At 54.8% G+C, this 25,047-nt stretch carries 28 protein-coding genes and 1 tRNA gene; 19 read left to right on the plus strand and 10 right to left on the minus strand.

The annotated features are described in order from the left end of the window. Positions 1 to 3 precede the first annotated feature (3 nt). Entirely contained in the window at positions 4 to 1,269 is a 1,266-nt protein-coding gene (gene murA / locus WNY38_RS05740) for a UDP-N-acetylglucosamine 1-carboxyvinyltransferase (protein WP_342856373.1), read from the minus strand. Positions 1,270 to 1,641: 372 nt separating this feature from the next. On the opposite strand from murA, the gene WNY38_RS05745 reads away from it, so the two are divergent. From WNY38_RS05745 to WNY38_RS05780, 8 genes are all read left to right on the plus strand, one after another. Continuing rightward, positions 1,642 to 1,716, plus strand: a tRNA-Thr gene (locus WNY38_RS05745). 714 nt (positions 1,717 to 2,430) lie between these two features. Further along, entirely contained in the window at positions 2,431 to 3,684 is a 1,254-nt protein-coding gene (locus WNY38_RS05750) for an extracellular solute-binding protein (RefSeq protein WP_342856374.1), read from the plus strand. 27 nt (positions 3,685 to 3,711) lie between these two features. Next, complete coding sequence (locus WNY38_RS05755) at positions 3,712 to 4,740, plus strand: ABC transporter ATP-binding protein (RefSeq protein ID WP_342856375.1); 1,029 nt, start codon at positions 3,712 to 3,714, stop codon at positions 4,738 to 4,740. Beyond that, positions 4,737 to 5,603 carry an ABC transporter permease gene (locus WNY38_RS05760; RefSeq protein ID WP_342856376.1) on the plus strand — a complete coding sequence of 289 codons (867 nt, stop codon included), beginning with the start codon at positions 4,737 to 4,739 and terminating at the stop codon, positions 5,601 to 5,603. Before WNY38_RS05755 ends, WNY38_RS05760 begins: the two co-directional genes overlap by 4 nt. Then, positions 5,600 to 6,466: an ABC transporter permease gene (locus WNY38_RS05765; RefSeq protein ID WP_342856377.1), complete on the plus strand. Its 867-nt coding sequence runs from the start codon at positions 5,600 to 5,602 to the stop codon at positions 6,464 to 6,466. Before WNY38_RS05760 ends, WNY38_RS05765 begins: the two co-directional genes overlap by 4 nt. Before the next feature lie 11 nt (positions 6,467 to 6,477). Then, positions 6,478 to 7,272 carry a glycerophosphodiester phosphodiesterase family protein gene (locus WNY38_RS05770; protein ID WP_342856378.1) on the plus strand — a complete coding sequence of 265 codons (795 nt, stop codon included), beginning with the start codon at positions 6,478 to 6,480 and terminating at the stop codon, positions 7,270 to 7,272. Continuing rightward, positions 7,272 to 8,330, plus strand: coding sequence for an endonuclease/exonuclease/phosphatase family protein (locus WNY38_RS05775; protein WP_342856379.1), 1,059 nt, complete (start codon positions 7,272 to 7,274; stop codon positions 8,328 to 8,330). Before WNY38_RS05770 ends, WNY38_RS05775 begins: the two co-directional genes overlap by 1 nt. A 496-nt stretch (positions 8,331 to 8,826) precedes the next feature. Continuing rightward, positions 8,827 to 9,012 (plus strand): hypothetical protein, encoded by a 186-nt coding sequence (locus tag WNY38_RS05780; RefSeq protein WP_342856380.1) that lies wholly within the window; start codon positions 8,827 to 8,829, stop codon positions 9,010 to 9,012. Between the two features lie 404 nt (positions 9,013 to 9,416). On the opposite strand, the gene metG is transcribed toward WNY38_RS05780, so the two are convergent. Further along, the gene (metG, locus tag WNY38_RS05785) at positions 9,417 to 11,138 is read right to left on the minus strand and encodes a methionine--tRNA ligase (RefSeq protein ID WP_342856381.1); all 1,722 of its coding nucleotides are present in this window, start codon (positions 11,136 to 11,138) and stop codon (positions 9,417 to 9,419) included. A gap of 223 nt (positions 11,139 to 11,361) precedes the next feature. On the opposite strand from metG, the gene WNY38_RS05790 reads away from it, so the two are divergent. From WNY38_RS05790 to WNY38_RS05810, 5 genes are all read left to right on the plus strand, one after another. Then, positions 11,362 to 12,402 carry an aldo/keto reductase gene (locus WNY38_RS05790; protein ID WP_342856382.1) on the plus strand — a complete coding sequence of 347 codons (1,041 nt, stop codon included), beginning with the start codon at positions 11,362 to 11,364 and terminating at the stop codon, positions 12,400 to 12,402. 8 nt (positions 12,403 to 12,410) lie between these two features. After that, complete coding sequence (locus tag WNY38_RS05795; protein WP_342856383.1) at positions 12,411 to 12,767, plus strand: hypothetical protein; 357 nt, start codon at positions 12,411 to 12,413, stop codon at positions 12,765 to 12,767. Then, complete coding sequence (locus tag WNY38_RS05800; protein ID WP_342856384.1) at positions 12,755 to 13,273, plus strand: lipocalin family protein; 519 nt, start codon at positions 12,755 to 12,757, stop codon at positions 13,271 to 13,273. The genes WNY38_RS05795 and WNY38_RS05800 overlap by 13 nt, the downstream gene beginning before the upstream one ends. Before the next feature lie 39 nt (positions 13,274 to 13,312). Then, positions 13,313 to 14,203, plus strand: coding sequence for an NAD(P)-dependent oxidoreductase (locus WNY38_RS05805; protein WP_342856385.1), 891 nt, complete (start codon positions 13,313 to 13,315; stop codon positions 14,201 to 14,203). A 97-nt stretch (positions 14,204 to 14,300) separates the two neighbouring features. Further along, positions 14,301 to 15,698 carry an MATE family efflux transporter gene (locus WNY38_RS05810; protein WP_342856386.1) on the plus strand — a complete coding sequence of 466 codons (1,398 nt, stop codon included), beginning with the start codon at positions 14,301 to 14,303 and terminating at the stop codon, positions 15,696 to 15,698. A 6-nt stretch (positions 15,699 to 15,704) separates the two neighbouring features. Here WNY38_RS05810 and WNY38_RS05815 read toward each other — a convergent pair whose 3' ends face one another. Together WNY38_RS05815 and WNY38_RS05820 are read right to left on the minus strand one after the other, a co-directional pair. Beyond that, positions 15,705 to 16,112: a hypothetical protein gene (locus tag WNY38_RS05815; protein ID WP_342856387.1), complete on the minus strand. Its 408-nt coding sequence runs from the start codon at positions 16,110 to 16,112 to the stop codon at positions 15,705 to 15,707. 103 nt (positions 16,113 to 16,215) lie between these two features. Then, a complete protein-coding gene (locus WNY38_RS05820) occupies positions 16,216 to 17,418 on the minus strand; it encodes a pyridoxal phosphate-dependent aminotransferase (protein ID WP_342856388.1) in 1,203 nt (400 codons plus the stop codon). 119 nt (positions 17,419 to 17,537) lie between these two features. On the opposite strand from WNY38_RS05820, the gene WNY38_RS05825 reads away from it, so the two are divergent. Both WNY38_RS05825 and WNY38_RS05830 read left to right on the plus strand, forming a co-directional pair. Beyond that, positions 17,538 to 17,843, plus strand: coding sequence for a succinate dehydrogenase assembly factor 2 (locus tag WNY38_RS05825; RefSeq protein WP_342856389.1), 306 nt, complete (start codon positions 17,538 to 17,540; stop codon positions 17,841 to 17,843). A 166-nt stretch (positions 17,844 to 18,009) separates the two neighbouring features. Beyond that, positions 18,010 to 18,504: a winged helix DNA-binding protein gene (locus WNY38_RS05830; protein WP_342856390.1), complete on the plus strand. Its 495-nt coding sequence runs from the start codon at positions 18,010 to 18,012 to the stop codon at positions 18,502 to 18,504. 150 nt (positions 18,505 to 18,654) lie between these two features. On the opposite strand, the gene WNY38_RS05835 is transcribed toward WNY38_RS05830, so the two are convergent. Beyond that, on the minus strand, positions 18,655 to 19,077 hold the full coding sequence (locus WNY38_RS05835) for a VOC family protein (RefSeq protein ID WP_342856391.1): 423 nt from the start codon (positions 19,075 to 19,077) through the stop codon (positions 18,655 to 18,657). A 136-nt stretch (positions 19,078 to 19,213) separates the two neighbouring features. Here WNY38_RS05835 and WNY38_RS05840 point away from each other — a divergent pair, with 136 nt between their 5' ends. The 3 genes from WNY38_RS05840 to WNY38_RS05850 all read left to right on the plus strand — a co-directional run bounded on the left by WNY38_RS05840 (position 19,214) and on the right by WNY38_RS05850 (position 21,384). Further along, positions 19,214 to 20,047 carry a thymidylate synthase gene (locus tag WNY38_RS05840; RefSeq protein ID WP_342856392.1) on the plus strand — a complete coding sequence of 278 codons (834 nt, stop codon included), beginning with the start codon at positions 19,214 to 19,216 and terminating at the stop codon, positions 20,045 to 20,047. Positions 20,048 to 20,059: 12 nt separating this feature from the next. Next, positions 20,060 to 20,539: a dihydrofolate reductase gene (locus WNY38_RS05845; RefSeq protein WP_342856393.1), complete on the plus strand. Its 480-nt coding sequence runs from the start codon at positions 20,060 to 20,062 to the stop codon at positions 20,537 to 20,539. Positions 20,540 to 20,985: 446 nt separating this feature from the next. Further along, positions 20,986 to 21,384, plus strand: a complete 399-nt coding sequence (locus WNY38_RS05850) for a DUF2177 family protein (protein ID WP_342856394.1) — start codon at positions 20,986 to 20,988, stop codon at positions 21,382 to 21,384. A 19-nt stretch (positions 21,385 to 21,403) separates the two neighbouring features. Here the strand turns inward: WNY38_RS05850 and WNY38_RS05855 are convergent, their stop codons facing one another. Both WNY38_RS05855 and WNY38_RS05860 read right to left on the minus strand, forming a co-directional pair. Beyond that, positions 21,404 to 22,042 carry a GDSL-type esterase/lipase family protein gene (locus tag WNY38_RS05855; protein WP_342856395.1) on the minus strand — a complete coding sequence of 213 codons (639 nt, stop codon included), beginning with the start codon at positions 22,040 to 22,042 and terminating at the stop codon, positions 21,404 to 21,406. Between the two features lie 78 nt (positions 22,043 to 22,120). Next, positions 22,121 to 22,327 (minus strand): cold-shock protein, encoded by a 207-nt coding sequence (locus tag WNY38_RS05860; RefSeq protein WP_342856396.1) that lies wholly within the window; start codon positions 22,325 to 22,327, stop codon positions 22,121 to 22,123. A 270-nt stretch (positions 22,328 to 22,597) separates the two neighbouring features. Between WNY38_RS05860 and WNY38_RS05865 the strand changes: the two genes are divergently transcribed. Continuing rightward, positions 22,598 to 22,912: an ArsC/Spx/MgsR family protein gene (locus WNY38_RS05865; RefSeq protein WP_342856397.1), complete on the plus strand. Its 315-nt coding sequence runs from the start codon at positions 22,598 to 22,600 to the stop codon at positions 22,910 to 22,912. Here WNY38_RS05865 and WNY38_RS05870 read toward each other — a convergent pair. From WNY38_RS05870 to WNY38_RS05880, 3 genes are read right to left on the minus strand one after another with little or no spacing between them, the layout of a single operon-like run. Then, a complete protein-coding gene (locus WNY38_RS05870) occupies positions 22,909 to 23,445 on the minus strand; it encodes a DoxX family protein (protein ID WP_342856398.1) in 537 nt (178 codons plus the stop codon). The two genes, WNY38_RS05865 and WNY38_RS05870, sit on opposite strands and share 4 nt — an antisense overlap. Then, positions 23,438 to 24,178 (minus strand): DNA-binding domain-containing protein, encoded by a 741-nt coding sequence (locus tag WNY38_RS05875; RefSeq protein ID WP_342856399.1) that lies wholly within the window; start codon positions 24,176 to 24,178, stop codon positions 23,438 to 23,440. The genes WNY38_RS05870 and WNY38_RS05875 overlap by 8 nt, the downstream gene beginning before the upstream one ends. Further along, the gene (locus WNY38_RS05880) at positions 24,175 to 25,023 is read right to left on the minus strand and encodes a DUF692 domain-containing protein (protein WP_342856400.1); all 849 of its coding nucleotides are present in this window, start codon (positions 25,021 to 25,023) and stop codon (positions 24,175 to 24,177) included. The genes WNY38_RS05875 and WNY38_RS05880 overlap by 4 nt, the downstream gene beginning before the upstream one ends. Positions 25,024 to 25,047: the final 24 nt, after the last annotated feature.

Genomic DNA, 25,047 nt, shown 5'->3' on the forward strand with positions numbered 1-25,047 from the left:
GATCTACGATTTAATCCGTTCAATATGTGCGCCAATATCAGAAAGTTTCTTCTCAACAAATTCGTAGCCACGGTCCAAATGATAGACGCGGCTGACCAATGTTTCGCCCTCGGCTGCCAGACCCGCAAGGATCAGCGACACAGAGGCGCGCAAATCGGTGGCCATGACCTGAGCGCCCTTGAGGCGATCCACGCCGTGCACGATGGCTTTGCCGCCGTGGACTTCGATATGCGCGCCCATGCGGGTCAATTCTGGCGCGTGCATGAAGCGGTTCTCGAAAATTGTTTCTTCCAAGTGAGACGTGCCTTCGGCGGTGCACAAAAGCGCCATCATCTGCGCCTGCAAATCGGTCGGAAAACCTGGGAAGGGTTCTGTCACAACATCGACAGCTTGAACACGGTCGCCCCTGCGTGACACGGTCAGGCCACGGGCGTCCTCGACAACGGAAATGCCAGCTGCGTCCAGCTTTTCTGCAAAGCTTTCCACCAATGACATTTTGCCACCCAAACAGGTGACTTCGCCGCCACAAATCGCAGGTGCCAACATAAAAGTGCCAAGCTCGATGCGGTCTGTGACCACGGGATGCGTCGCGCCGTGCAAACGATCAACGCCTTGGATTTCGATGCGTGAGGTGCCTTCGCCCTCAATCTGCGCACCCATTTTTTTCAAACAGGACACAAGATCGACAATCTCAGGTTCGCGCGCGGCGTTTTCCAAAACGGATGTGCCTTTGGCCAGCGACGCCGCCATCACAAAGTTTTCAGTCGCGCCAACTGAGGCAAAGCGCATCTTGTGAACCGCACCCTTGAGGCCACCTTGGGTTTTGGCGTGTAAATACCCATCGCGCAATTCGATCTGTGCGCCAAGTGCGGTCAGCGCATCAACGTGCAAATCCATCGGGCGTGCGCCAATCGCGCAACCGCCGGGCAGGGACACAACCGCATGGCCCAGACGCGCCAAAAGGGGGCCGAGCACTAAGTTGGACGCGCGCATTTTGCGCACGATTTCGTAATCTGCGATCGGGTTCAGATCGCCGTGGCAAGACATGGTTTGCACCTTGCCCTCTTGCATCGAGCTGATCTCAGCACCGAGTGACTCCAACAAGGCTGTCATCGTTTTGATGTCCGACAAGCGCGGGGCGTTGGTGAGCGTCAAAGGCTCGTCTGACAACAGCGTCGCTGGCATCAATGTCAAGCAAGCGTTCTTCGCGCCTGCGATCTCGATGTCTCCGTTCAGCGGTCCGCCGCCTCTTACCAAAATAGAATCCATTACTCGTGCCTCACTCGCTCTGTGTCTCTGTCTTATCCGAGGCCGCTTTGGCGCGACTCAATTGCTTGCGCCGACCTAAATTGGCCTTAAGCGCTGCTTTCAAGCGTGCATCGCGCGCTGAGACAGGTTTCTTGGCGGGCTTTTGGGGGACAGATTTATTTTCCATGACTGACGTGTAGCCAATGGGTGCAATCGCGTCCAGTGCCGCGGAACGCATTTTATAGGGGAATTCTGCCTAGATTTTTGCCCGCTGTTGAGCACTGTACCAATATCGTAAACTTGCACCGCCGGATAAAAACACGCTGCATAAGCGATTTTAGTGAAAAGGTTCTTGCACAGCACTCCGTTCAAAGCTAATTAGCCGCCCACAGTGCTGCTGTAGCTCAGAGGTAGAGCACTCCCTTGGTAAGGGAGAGGTCGGGAGTTCGATTCTCCCCAGCAGCACCATTTCGCTTTTTGACTCTAAAAAACTCCCTACGTATTTGAAAGGGAACGTAAATTTTGGAGTTTCATACACCTCATTTTGACTGCATCGAAGAAGCTCTGCAAAGGCCAATCGAAGCACAGTTTGGCGCATGGTAAAGTCTCCATTTTTCCATATATTCCAAAGGCTTGATGGAAAATTCAATGAGAGTTCAATACAATCCTCTACCCGTCCCTTAGGCGGGACGGATCTCGCTATCCTTTCGTGAAGCACCAATTTTTCTCGCTCAAGCTTCTCAATCCGCGATTCATAAGCACTACACGCACAACCATACGACCTAGACGCAACAGGATTTTATTTTGACAGCCTTGAGGGCTATCAAACCAAAGCGGCAAAGGCCCCCAACGCATACGGTCAGCCTGTCGAAGAATTCGAAATTCAGTTCATTGATGGCGACCACATCGATTGTGGTCTGGCCAAAGTATGGGGCATCAATCAAGCCAATATAGGTGGCTATTTTGAGGCCTGCGATAACTGGGACGATCACGACAACCAAACGCAATGTTCGCCCGAAAGTTTGCGACACTACCGCCAAAGGTTGATCTGTGCAACTCGGCCCCTAGGGTCGAGGTTCCTACACCAAATTTTCGCAGAACCATCATTACTGTGTTACGCTTGGGGCAATACTATGACGGGAAATATATCGGTTGTCCGATCCACATATGAAGGAGTTTCCCATGTCAATTCGCGCCATCGTGATTGGGGCCACCCTGTCGGTCTCAGTTGTAAATCTTGCCTGGGCGATCGAGCCTGTGAACAGCGACAGTTTCAATGTCCCGTCAACTGTCGATCTGGCCGCTCTGACACCAGACACTTTTGTTGAAACGCTGTCGCCCGTTGCACAAGATCAGGGGGAAATCGTCTTTTATGACTTTACCGAATCCTTCACGCCGTTGTTTGCCGAAAACCTGATCCCGGCCTTTGAAGAGGCCTATCCGGAGGTCAAAGTGCGGTATTTCTCGGTCAACGGGGAAGCCGCCGTACAACAATTGATGGCGGCAAAAGATGCCGGCCGGCCCTCGCCGGTGGATGTGTTCTTCATCCCCAACGGCCAGGTGCGCGTCGCGAACGAGGCTGGGGTGATCGCCAATCTGCCGCTGCACATGATGTTGCCCGCTGCCCCTGATCTGGCCGAAAACGCCGCCACCGTGGCGCGCGGTTACACCCATGGCGGCGTCGTGGTGCCGTTTCACCGCAACCAGACCGCCATCGGCTATGACACACGCAGTGTCGAAGCCGCCGATGTGCCCCGCACGTTCGATGCCATTCTGACCTGGGCCATGGCCAACCCCGGCAAATTAGCCATGACCTCTCCCGCGCGGGGAGGATCGGGCAGCGGATTTTTGGAGAGCGCTATTCTGGCCCTTGCCTCGGACGAGTGCGTGGCGCAGTCGCAGGATTTCACGCTGACCGTCGAGCAGGCAACAGCATGGGCGGCGGGCGAATGCCTCGACCCGGTGATGGAGTACTTCAAAGCCCTGAAACCTAACGTTGAAATCACCAACGGGAACACCGACACTCTGACCCTGATCGCTAACGGCGTGGCCAGCATCGGCACCGTGTGGGAGGATCAGACGTTCGATTACATCGGGCGCGGGCTGTTGCCCCCCTCGGTGCGCACGACGCTAATGGAAAGCGGGCAGGTGGGCGATGGCGATGGCATCATGATACCGTCGGGCACAGAAAACCTTGAGGCGGCGCTGTTGTTCGTCAACTTCCTGCTGTCGGACGAGGCGCAGGTGATGAAAGTGTCGCTTAACGGGTCGCGCACCGCACGCACGGGGTTGGATCTGTCGGCGGCGCTGAGCGACGACATGGCCAGTCGGCTGATCCCCACCGCCGAGTTTGCCGAACGCGCCCGTCCGCGCATCGCTGGTGTCGTCGCCTCGGCCGCGACCGACCGGTTTGTCGCCGACGTTTTGCAACAATGACGGTTTGCGACGGGCGGGCCGCCTGACATGGCCGCCATCGAACTGACCGGCCTTACCAAACGCTATGGGGGCGCATTTGCCGTGGCGCCCCTTGACCTCTCGGTGGGCGACGGCGAATTCCTGACGCTTCTGGGACCTTCGGGCTGTGGCAAGACCTCGCTGATGCGCATGATCGCCGGCATCACCAAGCCCGATGGCGGGCAGATCACTGTGGCAGGCCGTGCGATGGACGGGTTGCCACCCGAGCGGCGCAATATCGGGCTGGTGTTCCAGTCCTATGCCCTGTTTCCGCACATGAGCGTCGCCGCCAACGTCGCCTTTGGCCTAAAGATGCGCGGCGTGTCGGGGGGCGACATCACCCGCCGGGTGAGCGATGCGCTGGCGTTGGTCGACCTGTCGCCGCTGGCCGCCCGGTTTCCCCGCGAATTGTCCGGCGGGCAACAACAGCGCGTGGCTCTGGCCCGGGCCATCGTGATCGAACCTGACGTGTTGCTTCTGGACGAACCGCTGTCGAACCTCGATGCCAAACTGCGCGAACAATTGCGCGCTGAGTTGCGCGAGTTGCAGCAGCGACTGCGCGTCACGGCGATCTACGTCACCCACGATCAGTCCGAGGCGATGGCTCTGGCCGACCGCATTCTAGTGATGGACAAGGGCCGCATCGTCGAAGAGGGCGCGCCGGTGACCCTGTATCGCGAGCCCCGCACCCGTTTTGCCGCCGAATTTCTGGGCCAGACCAACGTGGTGCAGGTGATCGGCGATGCCGGGCACGCCGCTCTGCCCTGGGGCCATGCCATCGCGGCGCGGCCCGGCGATTTTGTGTCGATCCGCCCCGAGGATGTTGCGATTGCACCGGGCGAAGGCGGCGGGCACATCGCCAGCCGCACCTTTCTGGGCGCAGCGGTGGAATATACTGTGACCCTAGATAACGCCCAGTTGCGGGTCCGAGAAACCGGCACAGGTGCTGCGATCTTGGAGCCGGGCACGCCAGTGCGGCTGTCCCTGCGGGTGGCTCCCCACGTTCTGGACAGCGCGCACCCGGGCCGCGCCCGATGACCCGCCGCTTATCCAAGGGCGTTGTCGCCACGCTGTTGATCATGCCGTCGGGCGGGTATCTTGCGCTGTTCTTCGGGCTGCCGCTGGTTCTGGCGGTGCTGGGGGGCTTTGGCCTGTACACTCGGGGCACGGATGGTGGCTTCACGCTGGAACACTATGCCGCGCTGTTCGGCACTCGGGCCTACCGTGATGGGTTGTTTTTCTCGACCTATCTGGCGGTGGTGCCCACCCTGGTCAGCCTTGCCATTTCGCTACCCCTGGCCGTGGTGTTGGCCCAGACGTTCCCGGGCAAAAAGCTTTTCAATGCGCTGTACAAGGTGCCTCTTGTGGTGCCGGGCATCGTCGCCGCCTTCATCGTGATGACGTTGTTTGATCGGGGTGGCCTAGCCGCACGGGCGCTGGCGCCTTTGGGGTTGGGCCTGCCGAAATTGGTGCGCGACGACTGGGCCATCGGCGTCGTCATCGCCACCGCATGGAAGGCGGTGCCGTTCATGACGCTGATCATCGGCGGATCGTTGGGCGCGATTTCCAAGGACGTGATCTTGGCCGCCCGCACCCTGGGCGCAGGGCCGTTCACTGTTTTCTGGCGCCTACAAATCCCGCTGGCTCTGCCGGGCATCACGGCGGCGTTCCTACTGACTTTCATCGGCGGCATGGGCAGTTTCGCGGTGCCAAACCTATTGGGCCCAGTGTACCCCCTGCCGCTGTCGGTGCACATGTATGTCAACGCCTTCGAGCGGAACAACTGGGGCCTTGTCGCCGCCATGGGCACGGTGCTGAGCCTGATTTCGGTGATCGTGCTGCTGGCCTATTACCGCGCCACGCGGGCGCTGCGCACGATATATGGGGGAGAACACCGATGACGCTGGACCTTTCTGACACCCGGCGTGTGCGCGACGGGTTTACAGCAGATGATGGGCGGTGGATCACGCTGGGCCTTGGCGCGGCGCTGGCTATTGTGTTGGGCCTGCCGCTGATCGTCGCCTTGCTTTGGTCGTTCATGGACCCCGCCACGGGGTGGTTCGCCCCCGACATCCTGCCGCCGTCCCTGGCCACCGATCACTGGCGTGACGCGACGACCAATCCGGCCATCGCCAAGGCGCTTTGCCTGTCCATTGGCATCGGCGTCGCGGTCACGCTGTTGACAGCGGTTCTGGCCCTGCCAACGGCCTATGCCTTGGCGAAACTGCCCTTTCGCATGAAGCGTGCTGTTGAACTTTTCATCCTTGCCCCGCTGATCGTGCCCGGCATAATCGTAGCCGTGGGGATTGGCACGATGTTTTTCCGGCTTGATCTGGTGTATACGGTGCCCGGCGTGATCCTGGTGCAAACCGTGGGTACATTGCCGTTCATGGTGCGCGTCCTGACTGCCACGATTGAAAGCATCCCGAACGACGTGATCGCGGCGGCGCGCAGTCTGGGCGCGGGGCCATTGTCGCTCGCACGCCATATCCTTGTGCCGCTGGCCTGGCCCGGGTTCATCGCCGGGGGGCTGTTGACCTTTGTGGCGTCGTTCGAGGAATTCGAAAAGACGTTCATCATCGGTGCGCCCTTTGTCCAAACGCTGCCGGTGATTCTGTGGACCTATCTGGGCGGCCGGGTGATCGTGTTTCCCACCGCCGCGGTTGTGACGTTCATTCTGCTGGCCCCCATGCTGGTGGTGTTCTTTCTGGCGCAGCGGGTGCTGCGCGACGATGTGATGGCTTCGGGAATGGGTAAACTTTGAAGGAGTTTTCAATGTATTGGCGTTATGCGCAAAACGGCTTTGTTCATGTCTGCGGTCATCGCGGCCATTCTGTCGGCGCGCCCGAGAACACCCTTGCCGCCCTGCGCGTCAACCGCGATATGGGGGGCACCACAGCCGAGATCGACACCGTGCTGACCGCCGACGGTGAAATCGTAGTGATCCACGATCTGAGCGTGGATCGCACCACCGACGGCACTGGCATCGTCGCCGACATGACGCTGGCGCAGGTGCGCGCCCTCGACGCCGGGTCATGGTTCGACAGCGCCTTCGCAGGCGAGCGTATTGCCACTCTGAGCGAGGTTTTGACCCTGTCGCACGAGATTGGGTTGGGGCTGGAAATCGAGGTAAAGGAAAAACGTAACCTGCCCAAGTACACCGACCGTCTGGTCCAGGTGCTGGCCGACACCGAAAGCCTGTCGCACGTCATGGCGATTTCGTTCGACCATGTGTATCTGCGTCACCTCAAGGCGCGCCTTCCCGGGTTGGCCACCGGCGGGATTGTCCATGCCCGTCACGGTGATCCGGTGGGCGTGGCACAGTCGGCGGGGCTGGACGAGTTGTGCATCGATTTGGCGGTGTTCCACCCCGATGACGCCCGCGCCCTGCACGACGCGGGTATCGCGATCCGCTGTCATGCTTACAACCCCGACGCTCTAGCGCTTATGGCGGCGGCGGGGTTGGACGCGCGGCCGCAGGTGCAACAGTGGCTGCGCGAAGGGCTGATCGACACGCTGTCCAGCGACGATGTGGCCTGGGCCGCGCGCACAGTGGCGGAGGCGTTGTGATGACCGACTGGACGCTTGCCCCCTGCACCACAACTGTGGCCGCCTTGACCGAGATATCGCCCGCCCGCCGCGCCGCCTTGCGCGATGGCCCCGACGACACGGCCTCCTTTCGCGCCGCGATGGCGAATACGCCCGCCCTGCGCGAGGTGGAAATCGGCGGCGCCGCTGCCCAGACAGCCGCCCGCGACACCCTGCGCGTCGTGGCTTGGAACGTCGAGCGGTTGCGCCCGCTGGATGCCATCGCCCACACCCTGCGCGACGCGCGCGCCGACGTGGCGCTGCTGACCGAGATCGACAAGGGGATGGCACGCACTGGCAACACCCACCGTACCAGCGAACTGGCCGCTGCCCTGGGGCAAAGCTATGCCTATGGCGCCGAGTTTGTTGAGCTGGACCGAGGCACCTCCAGCGAACGCACGGCGGCGGGCGAGGCGCAGAACGCACTGGGGTTTCACGGCAACGCCATCGTGTCGCGCCTGACGCTGCAACGCCCGGCGCTGTTCCGGCTTGAGGCCGAAGGCACATGGTTCGGTTGGGCCCGTGACGAACCGCGCCTGGGCGGGCGCCTGGCCATCGGCGGACAGGTCAGGCTGAACGACACGCCTGTCACCGTGATCGGGTTGCATCTGGAAAGCCATTCTGACCCGGCGCACCGTGCTGGGCAGGTGGCGCGCCTGCTGGACCTTTTGGCGTTGTATGACCCGGATGCACCGGTGCTGATCGGCGGCGATTTCAACACCTCGACCTATGGGCGCACCATCCACGGGTTTCGCGATGCGCAACCGGGCGACGACCCATTGCGCCGCCTGCGCCCGCAACCGTTCGAACCGCTGTTCGATCTGTTCGAACGCCATGGATTCGACTGGCGCGCCGCCAACGTACCCGACGCGCCGACCCAGCGATTTGCCGAGGGCAGCACTCGGCCCTTGGGCAAGATCGACTGGATCTTCAGCCGGGGCCTCACTGCCACGTCGCCCGCCGTTCTGCCTGCGGTGCAAGGCGATAGCACGCCGTCGTCGGACCACGAGGCGCTGTTCGTCGAATTTGCCCTGCCCTGATCCGGCGTTGTTGCACGGATCGCCCCTGCGCTGATATCGACGCGATCTGTTGCCTTCAGGGTGCTGTAGATGGCGTACATGTTCCGTTCTCCAATGATGGTTATGTTAAATATAAGAGAAAACAGCGTTTGGTGGCGGGCCGCTCGTGTCGTCGTCTGAAGTCAAGATTAGGCAGATGCTGCACCGCCTCCGAGGTCGGGTTTGAGCCTATTTTGTTGAAAAAAATCGAAAACCTGGCGCTCTAATTTCTCTGGTAAGAACGGCATTCTCACGCAAAGCAAAGCAAATCAGAACTGTTTTGAGGGCCTCTGTCACGAGAGCTATGCCCGCGCGCGGGACGTGGCCGACCAATGCTTGGGCGGGTTGGCCGAGGCGTTGCGCTGCGCCGACTTTACCGCGCTCAAGGAGACCTGCGATTATGTTCGAGAGCAGGAGCGCGAAGCCCGAGCGTAGCGCTGAAAAAGAGCGCGAGATCGGCATTGATCGGGAGCGGGGTATGAACCGTAATAATGAACTACGTTTCGTTGATCTGACCACGGATGACGTTGGCGATCCGACGGTGCTGCCAGAGCTCTTGGATCAAGTCGACGGTCCAGTTGATTTGTGTCTCGCCCCCTCTCAGCGATGCGAGCATCGCCTGCCGGGTAATGGATGGAGCTTACGACGGGGAGCCAACATCTGACGTGCTTGCCGCCCGGTTCGGATCAGTGATCAAGGTCACGATCCCACCTCCTAAAAACGCCATACTGAGCTCCAATGCGATTAAAGATCCGACGGCACGTGTGCGATCTTTGGAGCAAGAGCGTGTGTCATGTAACAAAAAACTTTAAGAAATTTGAAAAGACGCTCGAATAGCTATGTCGCCCCACAATATAGCTTGTGTTAAACGTCAAGAAAAATACCGCTTGTGTCAACTCTGGGCGATGCAAAAAGTACTATTTGGGTCATATTGGAAAGCGGAACGCTTGACGCGCAAAAGCCCCTGCGGCGCTCTAGCACGGATCAAATTTTCAAGGGTGTGACAGCAAGAGAACCCCCGCCAAGGCGAGGGTCCGATTTTATCTTAATCGCACAAGTCGACGCGGGTTAGTCTTTGCGTTTTCCGGAGAATTTTTCTTGCCATTCTGTGCGTTGGTCGTCGTCAATTTTGACAAACAGGTTTTCAGGCACGGTGAAGGCGTGGCCTTCTTTGAACTCATCCAAAGTTGCTGCGATGTCTGTGGGCCAATCAAGGTTGGACATGTTCAAGGCCGCTTTGATTTTTTCGGCCGTGTCGGGAATGAAGGGCGCAGACAAGCGCGCATACAGTCCGATTAAATTGAGGCCCAAACGGACTTGCGCTGCGGCTTGTTCTGGATCGGTTTTAAACGTTGCCCAAGGTGCTGTGTTTTGCAGATATTCATTGCCCGCAACCCAGATTGCGCGCAAAGCATTGGCGGACTTGCGCACTTCCATGTCTGATAGATGCGTCTCGTAAGTTTTTAATTTCTCTGTCAAATCTGCGATCAAAGCGTCCTCGACGGGACCGTAGGTGCCGCCAGAAGGCACATCTTCTGAAAATTTAGAGCGACAGAATTTGGTGATGCGAGACACGAAATTGCCCAAAACATCTGATAGGTCTTTGTTCACGGACTGTTGGAAATTCTCCCAAGTGAATTCTGAATCAGAGCTTTCTGGGGCATGGGACAAAAGCCACCAACGCCAGTAATCCGCAGGCAAGAGCGACAGGGCTTGGTCCATGAACACACCGCGTCCACGCGAGGTCGAGAATTGCCCACCATCGTAGTTCAGGTAGTTGAACGATTTGATGTAATCGACCATTTTCCATGGCTCGTTTGAGCCAAGCATCGTCACAGGGAATGACAGAGTGTGGAATGGCACGTTGTCTTTGCCCATGAATTGCACATATCGCACATCGTCGGCACCTTTGTCGGTACGCCACCAGCGTTCCCAATCGGCGTCGGCCAAGCCATTCGCATCGGTCCATTCATTGGCGCAGGCGATGTATTCAATCGGCGCATCGAACCAAACGTAGAACACTTTGCCTTCCATGCCCTCCCATGGCGCATCGCCCTTTTGCACAGGCACGCCCCATTTGAGATCGCGCGTGATGCCGCGGTCTTGCAGGCCATCCCCATCGTTGAGCCATTTTTTGGCGATAGAAGTCGTCAGGATCGGCCAGTCTTTTTTCTCGTCGATCCAAGTGTTGAGCGCATCGCGCATTTTGGATTGGCGCAAATACAAGTGTTTGGTTTCGCGTTCTTCCAAATCCGTGGCACCAGAAATGGTGGAGCGCGGATTGATCAAATCTGTTGGATCAAGTTGCTTGGTGCAGTCATCACATTGATCGCCGCGCGCGGAATCGTAGCCACAGTTGGGGCAGGTGCCTTCGATGTAGCGATCGGGCAAAAAACGCCCGTCAGTTTCGGAATAGACTTGGGTCTCGGAAACTTCTTCAACAAGACCTTCATCAAATAGGCGTTTGGCGAAATGCTGTGTCAGCTTGCGGTTTTGATCTGATGAGGACCGCCCAAAATGATCAAAGGACAGGCGGAACCCTGCAGCGATTTCGGCCTGAATCTGGTGCAATTCAGCGCAGTACTCTGCAACGGGTTTGCCGGCTTTTTGTGCAGCGATTTCAGCAGGCGTGCCATGCTCATCTGTCGCACACAAAAACAAGACTTCATCACCCCGCGCACGACAATAGCGTGCATACAGATCGGCAGGTAATTGCGAGCCAACAAGGTTTCCAAGGTGTTTGATGCCGTTGATGTATGGCAGGGCGGAAGTGATAAGAGTTCTGGCCATGATATGTCCCGTGCGGTGCGTCATGAGAATTGTTTTCCCTGTCCTAACGGTCCTTGGACAAAAGGGCCAGAGGCTTGTGTTTTGTGGACTTATTTGTCGGACGTCAGCGAAGTTTTACGTCCCACGTTTTCTTTACAGGTGATCTATTAATGGTCGCTTGAGTTCCGGTAACGAACCAATAGGATAGCGCAGACATTTTATGACTGAACTTGAGGACGCATCCATGCGCTACAGCACACTTGGCAAGACCGACATCAAAGTATCCGAAATCTGTTTGGGGTCTATGACATGGGGTACACAGAACACATCGAGCGAAGGCCATGCGCAGATTGATCACGCCTTAGATGCGGGTGTGACTTTTATGGACACGGCAGAAATGTATCCGGTGAACCCAGTGCGCCCCGAGACCGCTGGCGGCACTGAAACCATCATAGGTGAATATTTTGCGCGCTCAGGAAAGCGAAAAGACTGGGTGCTTGCGACCAAGATCGCGGGCCCTGGATTTTTCGGCCCCGAAGAGATCACACCGACGTCGCTTGAAAACCATCTGGAGGCCTCGCTCAAGCGGTTGCAGACGGATTACGTTGATCTGTACCAATTGCATTGGCCAAATCGCGGATCCTATCATTTCCGCCAGCACTGGACCTTTGATCCATCACAGCAACCGTCCAAAGAACAGATTTTGGACAATATGCGTGCCGTGACCGAGAAAATGGCCGAGTTGCAAGCGGCGGGCAAAGTGCGCGCTTTTGGTGCGTCCAACGAATCTGCATGGGGCATGGCGAATTGGTTGCGTGTGGCCGAGGAAACCGGCGGGCCGCGCATGGAGACCATTCAGAACGAATACTCACTGCTGTGCCGTATGTATGACAACGACCTTGGCGAGATGGCGGTGCATGAGAAATTTACGTTGCTGGCCTATTCTTGTTTGGGCTGCGGTCTTTTAACTGGCAAATACAATGGCGGGACCACCATTGCCGAAGGGACGCGTTTGGCGATCAACGGCAACCTTGGCGGACGCACGTCACCTCAAACTTGGGCCGCAACACAGGCCTATGTTGATGTGGCGACCAAGCACGGACTTGATCCAACGGCCATGGCGATTGCTTGGACATTGACGCGGCCTTTCAAAGTGATGCCCATCATTGGCGGGACGTCAGTGGAACAGCTGAAAAAATCGATAGACGGTGCAACACTTGAATTGTCCGGTGATGTGCTGGGAGACATCACAGCGGCTTACCGCGCCAATGCGTTGCCGTTTTGATGGGCCTGATGTCACGCGTTAAATTCGTGGCGATGGCCGCGGTTGTGGTGCTTGCCTCATGCGTGCCATCAGACGACGCCTCGCAAACGCAAGATTACGGTTTGGCTGGTTACAATCCTGCTGCCGCGGCCCAAGCGGAGCAAAGCTGTTTGGCCAGAGGTGGTAAATACTTGGTCGCAGGGCTCGCAGGTTTGAAAGTGTGTTTCGAGACTCCGAAAGACGCGGGCAAGTCGTGTCGCAAGTCAACAGATTGCGACAGCCAATGCTTGGCGCGCAGCAAGTCCTGTGCGCCCGTGACGCCTTTGTTCGGCTGTAACCCTATTTTGGACAGCTCTGGGCGTGAGGTGACTTTATGCCTGGATTGATCTTGCGCGGCGCGTGTTGTGCGACGCTTGCTTTTGCGGTGTCAGGCTGTCTGCAAAGCGCGCCAAGTCAAACGCAAGGCACACGCGATCAGAGTGTCGCGATGTCATCGATGGCAAATTTTGATCCTGCCAAGTTTTCAGGGCGTTGGTATGAGGTCGAAGCCTATGTGCCTGAAGGCGCGTCTTGCGTGCTTGGGGCCGTGACCTTTAGTCAGCAAAAAAACGGCGACATGATCCTCTCCGAAGGGCCTTGCTCCGATGGTAATTTGCGGCGTGGAGTGGCCAAGCGTGTGGGGCCTGGGCGGTTCGAGTTTGCTGGCGATGCGTTATGGGTTCTATGGGTTGATCAGACCTATGATGTCGCTGTGATCGCGACGCCGACCGGCAAAGCGCATGTGCTCAGCCGCAGCCTTGAGATCCCGTCTGACAAACGCAAAGCGGCGCGCGATATTTTGATATGGAATGGCTTTGACGTGACCAAACTGCGCCCTGCGCGACGTCGTTAAGCCAAATAGGGCAACAGCAAAGACAATTGGGAGTAAGCCATGCGTATACTTTTTACCGGCGGATCAGGCAAAGCCGGCAAACATGTTGTGCCTTACCTTATGGAGCGGGGGCACCGCGTCGTGAACGCCGACTTGGTTCCGCTTGATTATGCGGGCGTCGACAATCTAACCGTTGACATCACGGACAGCGGACAGGTGTTCAACGCGTTGACATCTTATGCAAATTTCGATGAACTTGACCCCGGAACAGGCGTGCCCAAATTCGATGCTGTCGTGCATTTCGCAGCCATTCCGCGCATCTTGCTCAAACCTGACAACGAGACATTTCGCGTCAACACCATAAGCACCTATAACGTGCTTGAGGCGGCTGTGAAACTTGGCATCAAAAAAATAATTTTCGCCTCTTCTGAGACCACATACGGTGTGTGTTTCGCCGACGGCGAGCGCAAGCCTGAGTACATCCCGCTCGACGAACAGCACCCTGTTGTGCCTGAAGACAGCTATGCGATGTCCAAGGTTGTGAACGAGGTCACGGCGAAATCTTTTCACCAGCGCTCAGGATTTGACATCTATGGCATTCGCATCAACAACGTGATCGAGCCACATGAGTATGCGCAAAATTTTCCCGCCTATGTTGCCAATCCTGATATGCGCCGGCGCAATTTCTTTGCCTATATCGATGCAAGGGATCTGGGGCAGATGGTTGATTTGATGCTGCACAAAGATGGGCTTGGGTTTCAAATATTCAATGCCGCCAATGAAGGCCATTCTGTTGCTTTGAACACATCCCAGATCATAGAACGCTTTTACCAAGGGGTGCCGCAGGCAAGTGAAATGGGGGAGGATGAGACATTCTTTTCGATCAAAAAGGCCAAGAATCTGCTTGGGTTTAACCCTGTTTACAATTGGCGTGATGAAATTGATCTCTGAACCCGTCACAGATTGTGATGTGATGCATTTGAATTTATCGGGTCACCGCACTCATTTTTGACTCGGCGGTCTAAGTTTTTAGACGTATAGGCTGGCTATGACACAGTTAGACATTCAGCCCGAAACAAATCACAGCGCTTTCCCGCAACGCAGCTACGGCACGCATTTACGTGCCGTTTTGACGCTTGGCTTGCCACTTGTAGGCAGTCACTTAGCGCAGTTTGCGGTGCATATGACGGATGTCATCATGATGGGCTGGTACGGGCTGGATGAGTTGGCGGCACTTGTCTTGGCGGCTGGCTACTGGTTCGTGACGTTTATTTTGCTTGGCGGTTTTGCTTTTGCTGTCATGCCGATCGTGGCCAAAGCTTTGGGCGCGCAAAACACCACTTTGGTGCGCCGTGCCACCCGCATGGCGATGTGGATTTCGGTCATCGTTGCGGTAATGGTTTATCCGATCTTTTTGTTCTCTGAGGCGGCGTTGATCGCGCTGGGCCAAGAACCGCATATCGCCGCATTGGCGCAGCCCTATTTGATGATCTCAGGGTTCGAGATGATCCCCGCTTTGATCGTGCAGGTTTTTCGGTCTTATTTCTCAGCGCTGGAACGGACCCGCGTCGTTTTGTTGGCAGTTCTGGCGGCTGTGGTGGTCAACGCAGGGCTCAACTATCTGTTTATTTTCGGAAATTTAGGTATGCCTGAACTGGGAATGGCAGGGGCGGCTTGGGCGTCTTTGGTCGTCAGCACGCTGATGATGATCGGTTTGGTCGTTTATGCGCAATGTGCCACGCCCGAATACGAGTTGTTTCGCAATATGTTCAAACCCGATTGGGACGTCTTTGGCATGGTGTTCAAGATGGGGCTCCCCATCGGTCTGACCTCTTTGGCCGAAGTCAGTCTGTTCAACGTTGCAGCCGTGATGATGGGCTGGATCAGCATCACCGCCTTGGCGGCTCACGGCATTGCGCTGCAGCTATCGGCCATCGCCTTTATGATGCAGCTGGGCTTGGCGCAGGTCGCCACCATCCGTGCGGGCAACGCGTTTGGGCGCGGTGACGAGGCTGATTTGCGCCGCGGAGCCTTTGTGGTGACCTGTATGTCATTCGCTATGGCTGCGGTGACCTGTCTTGTCTATCTGACCCTAGCGGACCCTTTGGTCGGTCTGTTTATTGCGCCTGACGAGCCTGCACGTGCTGAAGTGCTGCGCATTGGCGCGATGCTTTTGGTGTTCTCGGCGCTGTTTCAATTCTCAGACGGCGGGCAGGTGATTGCGCTGTCATTGCTGCGCGGCTTGCAAGATACCACGGTGCCGATGTGGCAAGCGACGTTTTCCTATTGGGCCGTCGGATTGCCCGTGGCCTATGTGTTTGGATTTGTGATCAATTGGGGCGCTAGCGGCGTTTGGGTCGGCCTTTTGGTCGGTCTTACCGTTTCGTGGATCTTGATGGGTATCCGCTTTTGGCGCTACAAGTCTCGGATCAATACGGCAACCTAAGGGCGATCAATCGTCCTTTTTCAAGATGCGATCGGCTTTCTTGCGCACCAAAACCGTGCGCAGATCATGCATTGCCATCAACAGCGCGTCGGTGACGTTTTCAAGCTGATCCGGCGTGGCGCGCGATTGCGTCCAGTGCGTTGTAAGGTTGAGGTAATCCACAGCGCGGTGAATGTCGTCAATGTCACGCTGCGCGAGCAAGGCAACGCGGTCCGTCATCCAGTTGTCTATCGCCAACATATCTTGCCCAGATAGCTCACGCCCGCCATGCGGTTTCACATCACCGTTTTTTATGTTCACAACCGCGATTTGGTCCATCTCGATGCGACGTTGGCGGTTCTCTGTGTCCACACGGTAAACAAAAGCGCCGTTCTCACGCACTCGGAAATAGTAGTCGGGCAGTTCTGCACTCATGCCAAATCTCGATTGTTTCTTGGGCGCCACCCAGTGTCGATGTCACGGATCATCCGCTTTGGGGCCATGCTAACAGCCCCAAAGCCGAACGGCCATACATTGACTAGCTTAAAGCGGCGCAAAAGGTCTGAATGCGTGTGCAGGCTTCCAAAAGCGCTTCATCAGACGTTGCGTAAGACACGCGGAAATTCGGGCTTAGACCAAAGGCCGCGCCAAACACTACAGCCACGCCAGTTTCTTCCAAAAGCGCGGTCGCAAACACTTCGTCATTGGTGATCACGGTGCCCGCTTTCGACGTTTTGCCGATGCAGCCCGTGATGTCGGGATAGACATAAAACGCGCCTTCCGGTGTCGGGCAGGTGACGCCATCGATGTCATTGAGCATCGACACCACCAAATTGCGACGACGCACAAAGGTCTCATTGTTCACGGCTAAGTAATCTTGTGGGCCGTTCAAGGCTTCAACAGCCGCATACTGCGAGATAGAGCAGGGGTTCGATGTGGATTGCGACTGCACCTTGCGCATCGCGCCAATCAATTCCACTGGACCCGCCGCATAGCCGATCCGCCAGCCTGTCATCGCGTAGGCTTTGGACACGCCGTTGATGGTAAGCGTGCGATCGTAAAGCTTCGGTTCCACTTCAGCAGGGGTGCAGAACTCAAAGCCATCAAAGGCGAGGTGCTCATACATGTCATCGGTCATCACCCAAACATGCGGGTGGCGCAGTAAGACATCTGTCAGCGCTTTTAACTCTGTGCGGTTGTAACCCGCGCCTGTAGGATTCGAAGGCGAGTTGAAAATAAGCCATTTTGTCTTTGGTGTGATCGCGGCTTCCAACTGATCTGCGGTGATCTTAAAGTTGTTCGCCAATGTGCCTTCAACAGCCACCGGTGTGCCGCCAGCCAACAAAACCATATCGGGGTAGGACACCCAATAGGGCGCTGGGATGATCACTTCGTCGCCTGGGTTACAAGTCGCGACCAAGGCATTGTACAACACTTGTTTGCCGCCTGAGGACACAGACACCTGTTTGGGCTCATAGTCCAACCCATTGTCACGCTTGAGTTTCGCGCAGATCGCCTGTTTCAACTCAACAATGCCATCGACAGCGGTGTATTTGGTTTTGCCCGCCTCAATCGCGCGCACAGCTGCCGCTTTGATGTTCTCGGGCGTGTCAAAATCAGGCTCACCTGCGCCCAGACCAATCACGTCCAATCCGGCTGCTTTCAGTTCCTGCGCCTTCGTCGTGACCGCGATTGTAGGGGAAGGTTTGACGCGGGCGAGGGTTTCGGACAGGAATGACATAAGAGCACCTTTTGGGATTGAGTTTCGCACTATTGATAGACCTGCAATCCAACCGCGCCAAGACGTCCCTTGCACATCAGGGGGGCAAAGTGCAAAAACTGTGCAAAATGGAGACCGACATGCCAGCACCAGAACTTATTGAAGCCCCAAAAGAGACAGGTGAACATCGCCTGAAACGTCTGAAAATTCGTGCTTGGCGTCGCGGGATCAAGGAAATGGATCTCTTGATCGGCGGTTATGCGGATGCGCATTTGGCTTTGATGACACCACAAGAGCTTGATGATTTCGAGATGCTGATGTCTGAGCATGACCAAGACCTTTTGGCTTGGGCAACGGGGCAGCACGAGGTCCCTGTTGAACTCAAACCAACGCTGGATTTGATGCTGGCCTTCGCCGACAAAACAGGCGTTGCACACGGCGGTTGATCGTAAATAATGCGCCAAACAAGCGTATGAATTTGTTTCGGAATGTTGATTTCGGTTAACCATCGCGCGCTGAATACACTTTCTATAAAAAAAGCGACGACGTTTAACTGAATTTTGGGAAATTGCAGTCAAAGTGAACGCCTACAAGCTTAAGGCGGAGTTGCTAATGAGTATGCATTCAACGATTTCAAAATCGAACGAAACTTTTATGGGCCAATATCTAGAGGCCCTATCTTTGGTGGAACGGTTACATCGACTTCTTCTTGACGTGATCAAGGACGAATTCGAACGTGTTGGCGTTCTCGAAATTAATGCCGTACAGGCGCTTCTATTGTTCAATGTGGGCGAAAATGAAGTGACGGCAGGCGAACTGAAATCCCGCGGATACTATCAGGGATCGAATGTCAGCTATAACCTGAAAAAATTGGTTGATATGGGGTATATGCACCATCAGCGCTGCGAAATCGATCGCCGTTCTGTGCGCGTAAAGCTGACAGAAAAGGGCCGTCATGTGTCCGATACAGTCACAGACCTGTTCGAGCGCCACGCAGAGGGCCTTGAAAAGAAAGCTGTTTTGACCCCAGCGGATATCGACGAAATCAACACATCCTTGCGCCGTGTTGAACGGTATTGGACTGATCAAATCCGCTACATTTACTAAACGACGTGATTTTGGACAGAATGTCCATTCCGTCGCACAGCTCTTAAAATACCCTAATTTCATATGTAAGCGCCCCCGCCGATAAGTGCGAGAGCGCCATTTTTTTGTCAAATTTAGGCGCCTGTGGCGTCAGATGTCATCCTCAGATGCCTACCAGTGACCGGTATTTTGCATCGATGCCCAAGGTTCAGCTGGTGCGAGTGCTTCACCCTCTTGCAATAGCTCAATCGAAATATTGTCAGGCGAGCGTACAAACGCCATGTGCCCGTCGCGTGGCGGGCGACTGATGGTGACGCCATTGTCCATAAGCGTTTGGCAAAGCTCATAGATATTTTTGACCTCATACGCCAAATGGCCAAAGTTCCGTCCATCAGCTGGCAAAGCGTCATCGCCATCCCAGTTGTGGGTCAACTCAACTGGGCAATTCTCGTCGCCCTCTGCCGCCATGAATATAAGCGAGAAGCGTCCAGCTTCGTGGTCGGAGCGTTTGATTTCTTTCAGGCCCAAGAGCTCGAAAAACGCCATGGATTTTTCCAAATCTTTTACGCGCACCATCGTGTGTAGATATTTCATAGCTGACTTCCTTTGTGTCTTTGTTAAACCTTAGCGCAAGGGCAAACAGAATCTAAGCTGAAACATCGAACAGCCCCTTTGCACTTTGCAAGATTGTCCCTACAAATGTCGGGCAACGCCAATTGGGGAGCAACAGGTGCAGCAGTATCATGATCAGTTAAGAACCATTTTGGAAAAAGGCGAACGGACAACCGATCGCACTGGCACCGGAACGATTTCATATTTCGGACTGCAGGCCCGTTATTCCATGGCCGATGGTTTTCCGCTGGTGACCACCAAAAAATTGCACCTGAGATCGATCATGCATGAACTTTTGTGGTTTTTGGCTGGCGATACAAACATCAAATACCTCAAAGACAATGGCGTCTCAATCTGGGATGAATGGGCCGATGAAAACGGCGATCTTGGTCCGGTTTACGGCCATCAATGGCGTCGGTTTCCGGCACTTGAGAAAACCAACGAGACTTTGAATGGGGAGCCTTTGTTTATTGCAAACTCCGTCGATCAAATTCAAAACCTGTTGGATATGATCAAAGCATCGCCTGACAGCCGCCGTTTGATGGTTTCCGCATGGAACCCCGCTGATGTGCCAAACATGGCTTTGCCGCCCTGTCATACGCTTTGGCAGGTCAAAATCTTGGGCGGGAAACTCCACCTTCAGCTATACCAACGTTCTGCTGATATGTTCCTTGGCGTGCCGTTCAATATCGCCTCTTATTCCATGTTGTTGCTGATGCTAGCGCAAGTTACGGGCTATGATCCCGGTGATTTTGTTCATTCCATTGGCGATGCGCATATCTATTTGAACCATCTGGAACAAGTCGATCTGCAGCTGTCGCGTCCCCCAAAAGCCCTGCCGCAGATGCGGTTGAACCCCGATGTGAAATCCCTGTTTGATTTCAAATATGAGGATTTCGAGGTGCTCAATTATGATCCTGATCCCATGATCAAAGCGCCTGTCGCTGTTTAAAGGACCTCTTAAATGATGACATTGATCGTCGCCCGCGACCGCAACGGGGCTATCGGTAAAGACAATGAAATTCCGTGGTATGCGCCTGAAGATCTTGGATTTTTCAAACGCGAAACCATGGGCGGTGCCTGCATTATGGGGCGCAACACCTGGGACAGCTTGCCGTTCAAGCCGCTCAAAAATAGGCTAAATCTTGTGGTTTCCAGCCAAGGCGTTGACCATGAACACGTGTTTTCAACGCTTGAGGATGCGATTTCATTTGCTGAACAAAGCATCTATGCGCGGATTTATGGCATGGGCGGGTTTGGTATTTATGACGCTATGCTGCCTATGGCTGATAGGTTGTTGATCACCGAAGTCGATTTAGAAGTCGAAGGGGCCGAGACCTTTTTCCCCGAATTTGATCCTGCCGAATGGGTCGAAATTGGCCGCTGCGTCCACCGTTCAGCTGATCCCAAATGTGAATTGGTTGAATTGGTACGTAAACGTTAGATTGTCTCTGATTTGCAAACAATAGGATCATTTCGTGGTAAACGAAAATTGACCCACCATACCTCCGTAGGTTAGCCTGGGAGAGGGTTGAGCGTTTGAAATATAGAAATGATCTTGAAATCTACGTTAGTTGCCTTTTCATTGATCGCGGTATTCACCTCCGCGTTTGCAACAGAAACCCAAGCGTATAGCCCAAGTGCCACCCTGTTCGCCTAAGAAAGAAACGTCGAAAATTTCTGTTCAATGGGCACGCAACCGATCCGCTATAATGGCGTTGTTTGCTGTGGCGTGCCAACCGCGACGGAATAATCTGAGGCCCCAGCGGTGCGCCGATCCACACCGTTATAAACGCCATCACAGATCCCAATGGGTAAAAGCCCACTTTTCTTCGACGGAACGTGATCCAAAAGCTGATGTGAAGCGTATCTCTTTTAACAGGAGGCGTTATGCAGCTCATCATTCTCTATATTTCGACAGTCATTGTGTTCTTGGTCATGGATGCAGTTTTTTTGAAAACTGTGATGCGCCCAATTTTTGAAGCACGTCTTGATGATTGGTTGCTGCAAGATTTTAGAATGGGCCCAGCGGCTGTTTTCTATTTGGCTTATATTGGCGGCCTTTTGTTTTTCGTGTCTTTGCCAAACTTCGAGACGGGGTCAATAATCGGCGTTTTTGCCAAGGGGGCACTGCTAGGAATGATGGCCTACGGAACCTACGAGTTCACCAACTACGCCACACTTACACGCTGGGATCCATTGATGGTCGCAGTAGATGTGACTTGGGGCGCTGTCCTGACCGGAACATCCGCAGCCCTTGGTGTGTTGATCACGCGCGCCGTGACATAAGCTTAGCGCGCCGATCATTTCATTCAGTCGCAGTTTCGTCTATGATGAATTGCGCGATAGCTTTACCCAGAATCTCATGAGCGGCTTCATCGAAATGAATACCGTCTGTCTGTGATGTCTCAATAACCGATCCAGCATTGAAAAAGGTGACATCACGGGCAAGTGCAAGGTCACGCAAACCTTCAGTCACTTGTTCGGCTTTTGTATTTGCCCCTACGAATTCATCGGCCAATAGACCGCGTTCAGCTGGGGCAGGAGGCGCGATTAAAATCGGCTCAAAACCACCATGGCGCGCCTGCATTTCATCGGACATGCAGACATCAATCAAGAGCGAGGCTCCTGCTACGATTTCGGCAGGCGAGGCATCAAAATGGACTTTCTGGTCGTTTGTGCCAAGCATAATGGTCACGGCATCAATAGGCCCGTGACTTTCAAGCGCCATGAACAGTCCAATCCGGCCATCCATATGAGGGCCCATTATCGGACAAGGAAACTGAAACGTCCGCCCGGGAAGCCCTTCTTCGACAAGATCCCAGGCAAGCATTTCTGCCATAACAACAGGCCAGCGGCGCGCATACCGTGGGTCTTGGTTTTCAAAATCAACAATCGGCGCAAGGCCGTGTGTGTTGCTGTCTCCGAAACATAAAATTGTAGGCATAAAGGCCTCCTTGGCTCAAAATGAAACGGCCCCCTTCATGCGATGGGAGCCGCTAAAGTTCAAGGTGTCGTTTTGCGCTTAAATTGCCTGCAACTCGCCTGCAGATTCACGACCGTCACGACCCTCGATCAACTCGTAGCCAACCTTTTGATTGTCGGCTAGGCCGGTCAAGCCCGCTCGTTCCACGGCGGAAATGTGAACGAAGACGTCCTTGCCGCCTCCATCAGGTGCGATGAAGCCGAAACCCTTTGTTGTGTTAAACCATTTAACTGTGCCTGTTGGCATGTGCTATTTCCTTTCATATCAACGCCGCAACGAGCGGCTTCCGGTGCAGCTAAGTCTTCCAAGGGGGATAGCTGCTCGGGGTGCGAGCGGATCGTCCAGAAGGTAGCAGTCACATAATAATTCTGCCTCAAGTCCGTACAAACGCAAGCCACAAGTTTGTAACGATTGTCAAAAAAATTGAAAAAGCTGCTATTTTGGGCTTCTAAATGATCTAAAAACACGTAAATCTACGTGAAATAAAGCTTTTCGATCAGAACCTGAGGGATGGAAATGACCAAAGTTTACGGCATTAAATCGTGCGATACCTGCCGAAAGGCGCTGAAATCTTTGGATGCAACTTTGCAAGATATCCGGGCAGAACCGCTTTCAATTGAGCAATTGGAACGTTTTTACGCTGAATTTGGCGACGCATTGGTCAACAAAAAATCCACGACTTGGCGTGGACTTGATGAGGCCGAGCGCAGCCGTGAACCGATTGCGTTGCTCTCCGATCACCCAACACTTATGAAGCGTCCGGTGATCGATCTTGATGGCAGACTTTACTTAGGCTGGGGCAAAGATGTCCAAGCCACTCTAGAGGTTTAGCTCTGTTTAGACAGGCGTTTCTTGATAAGCTGATCAACAGACAAAGGCCCTGCGCCAAGACCTATCAATGTGATCAACCCCAGCATCCAAAAAACGCGTTGATCCAATATCAATGCATCAGAGGCGCGGTCGAACCAAAGCCCGATTGTGGCGGGGTCTGCATGATGACCCACAATATCGGTGAGGCTTTGCACGACTATAAATCCAGCCATGGCAAAAGCTGCGGGGCGTGTGAGCAAGCCGATGATCAACAGGGCAGGCAAGATGAATTCCGCGTAGGTGCCGGCCATGATGACCAACCAGTGAAATGCGCCAAATTCTGATGTATTATAGCCTGCGGCCTCGAGCTGGCGCGGAAAAATTTGGGCATATGCACCCAGAGCCGGCGTGAAAACTCCATCAAGTTTTGTCATTGCCGAAGCCCAAAAATAACGCGCCAACACTGCGGCAAAAACGAAGCGCGCCAACAGTGGCAAGTTGGCGGCAGTAAAGGCGTTCAGGCGGTCAAGGGCGGTTTCAATTCGTTCAAACATTGTCGTACTCCAATTTGGTAATGGCGCCGCCTGAAATTAGGGCACCGATAAAAGCGGGCAGATCAAGTCCTTCGGGACCGGCCTCAATGGCCTCGCCAAAGGGCAAGCCCGCTTGCAATGCGTCGATGATTGCAGCAGTTCCGCTTGGAAATGCTGTTGCAATAGGATCTAGGTCTGGCCGAGTGATCAATACGTCTTCTGCGCCACCCGTTGGTTGCGGACCGCCCAGTGCCGCCGCGCGAATCTGAGTGATCGGATAATCGGATCGGATCGCGCTGACCGTCGGCGCAAATGAAAGCGTGGCCGAGAGCACATTTGCATTTGTGAAGGCTTGAGCTTCCACAGGCGTTGAGTCCGCACAGTGGTAGGCAAGCCTCAAAGCAAATTCCAAACGTGCAACATCCGTAAGATAGGGCAATGACGCGGCAGGTTCGAATTCTGCAATGAATTTAGGAAAGTCTAAGCCATACAAAGCCAAAATGGGTGATTTTGGTGGGTTTTGGCGAATATAGATGTCGCTCATAGCGGCAAAGAACGCTGCTCCAACCAAGGATGCAACGGCGGGAAACCCGTCATTCATAGCTTCTTTCAAGCTGACGATGATATTGTTGCGATACACCGAAAACCTTTTGGGCGCGGGCATACCATCAGGGCCAACAATGCCCTTTGGAGCGTCAAGGTCTGGGTTCATAGCTGCTTGGATGAATGCGTATTGGCTGACGAGATTTTTCACACCAGCACCGGCGATATATAAGCGGCAGCGCGCTTGGCCTCCTCGACCAAAACTGACCAGTCAGGGACGTCCGTATCCCATTCGATCAAAGTGGGTTTGATGCCGCCTTTTGCAATCGTGTGCGCGTAGAGGGCCCAAACGGGATCAGCCACTTCGCGTCCATGACTGTCGATCAACAAGGGCGCGCCGTGATCGTCCTCGTCTTCATCATGACCGCCCAAGTGAATTTCGCCCACTTTATCCAGTGGAAAGGCGTCGATATACGCGCGGGCATCCATCTGCAAATTGGTGGCAGAGACAAAGACGTTGTTCACATCCAGCAAAAGCCCGCAGCCTGTACGCGTGGTGACCTCGCGTAAAAAGGCGATCTCATCCATACTGCTCTCAGAAAAGGCCAAATAGCTGGAGGGATTTTCAAGCAACATTTTTCGCCCCAATTTATCTTGGACTTCATCGATGTGATCGCAGACCGTTTTCAACGTTGTTTCTGTATAGGGCAGGGGCAAGAGGTCGTTGTAAAATCCCATGTCATGGGTCGACCACGCCAAATGTTCGGAAAACGAGGCAGGTTTGAGCCAATCGTTCAGGTGCTTGAGGCGTTCAAGGTGATCAGGATCTAGGCGCCCTTCGGAACCGATCGACAGGCCAACGCCATGCACGGAAATTGGGAATTGGTCTGACAAGGCTCGCAATTGCGCCAAGGGACGGCCACCGGCACCCATGTAGTTTTCGGCATGAATTTCAAGCCAAGTGACTGGGGCTGGAGCGTTTAAAATGTCAGAGAAGTGTTGAGGTTTGTAGCCGACACCAACGCCGTTCGGCAAAGAATTTACGCCAAGCGTCATGATGTTTCCCCCTTTGGGTTGTGG

This window comes from Pacificibacter sp. AS14 (genome assembly GCF_038899935.1).
Classification (GTDB): Bacteria; Pseudomonadota; Alphaproteobacteria; order Rhodobacterales; family Rhodobacteraceae; genus Celeribacter.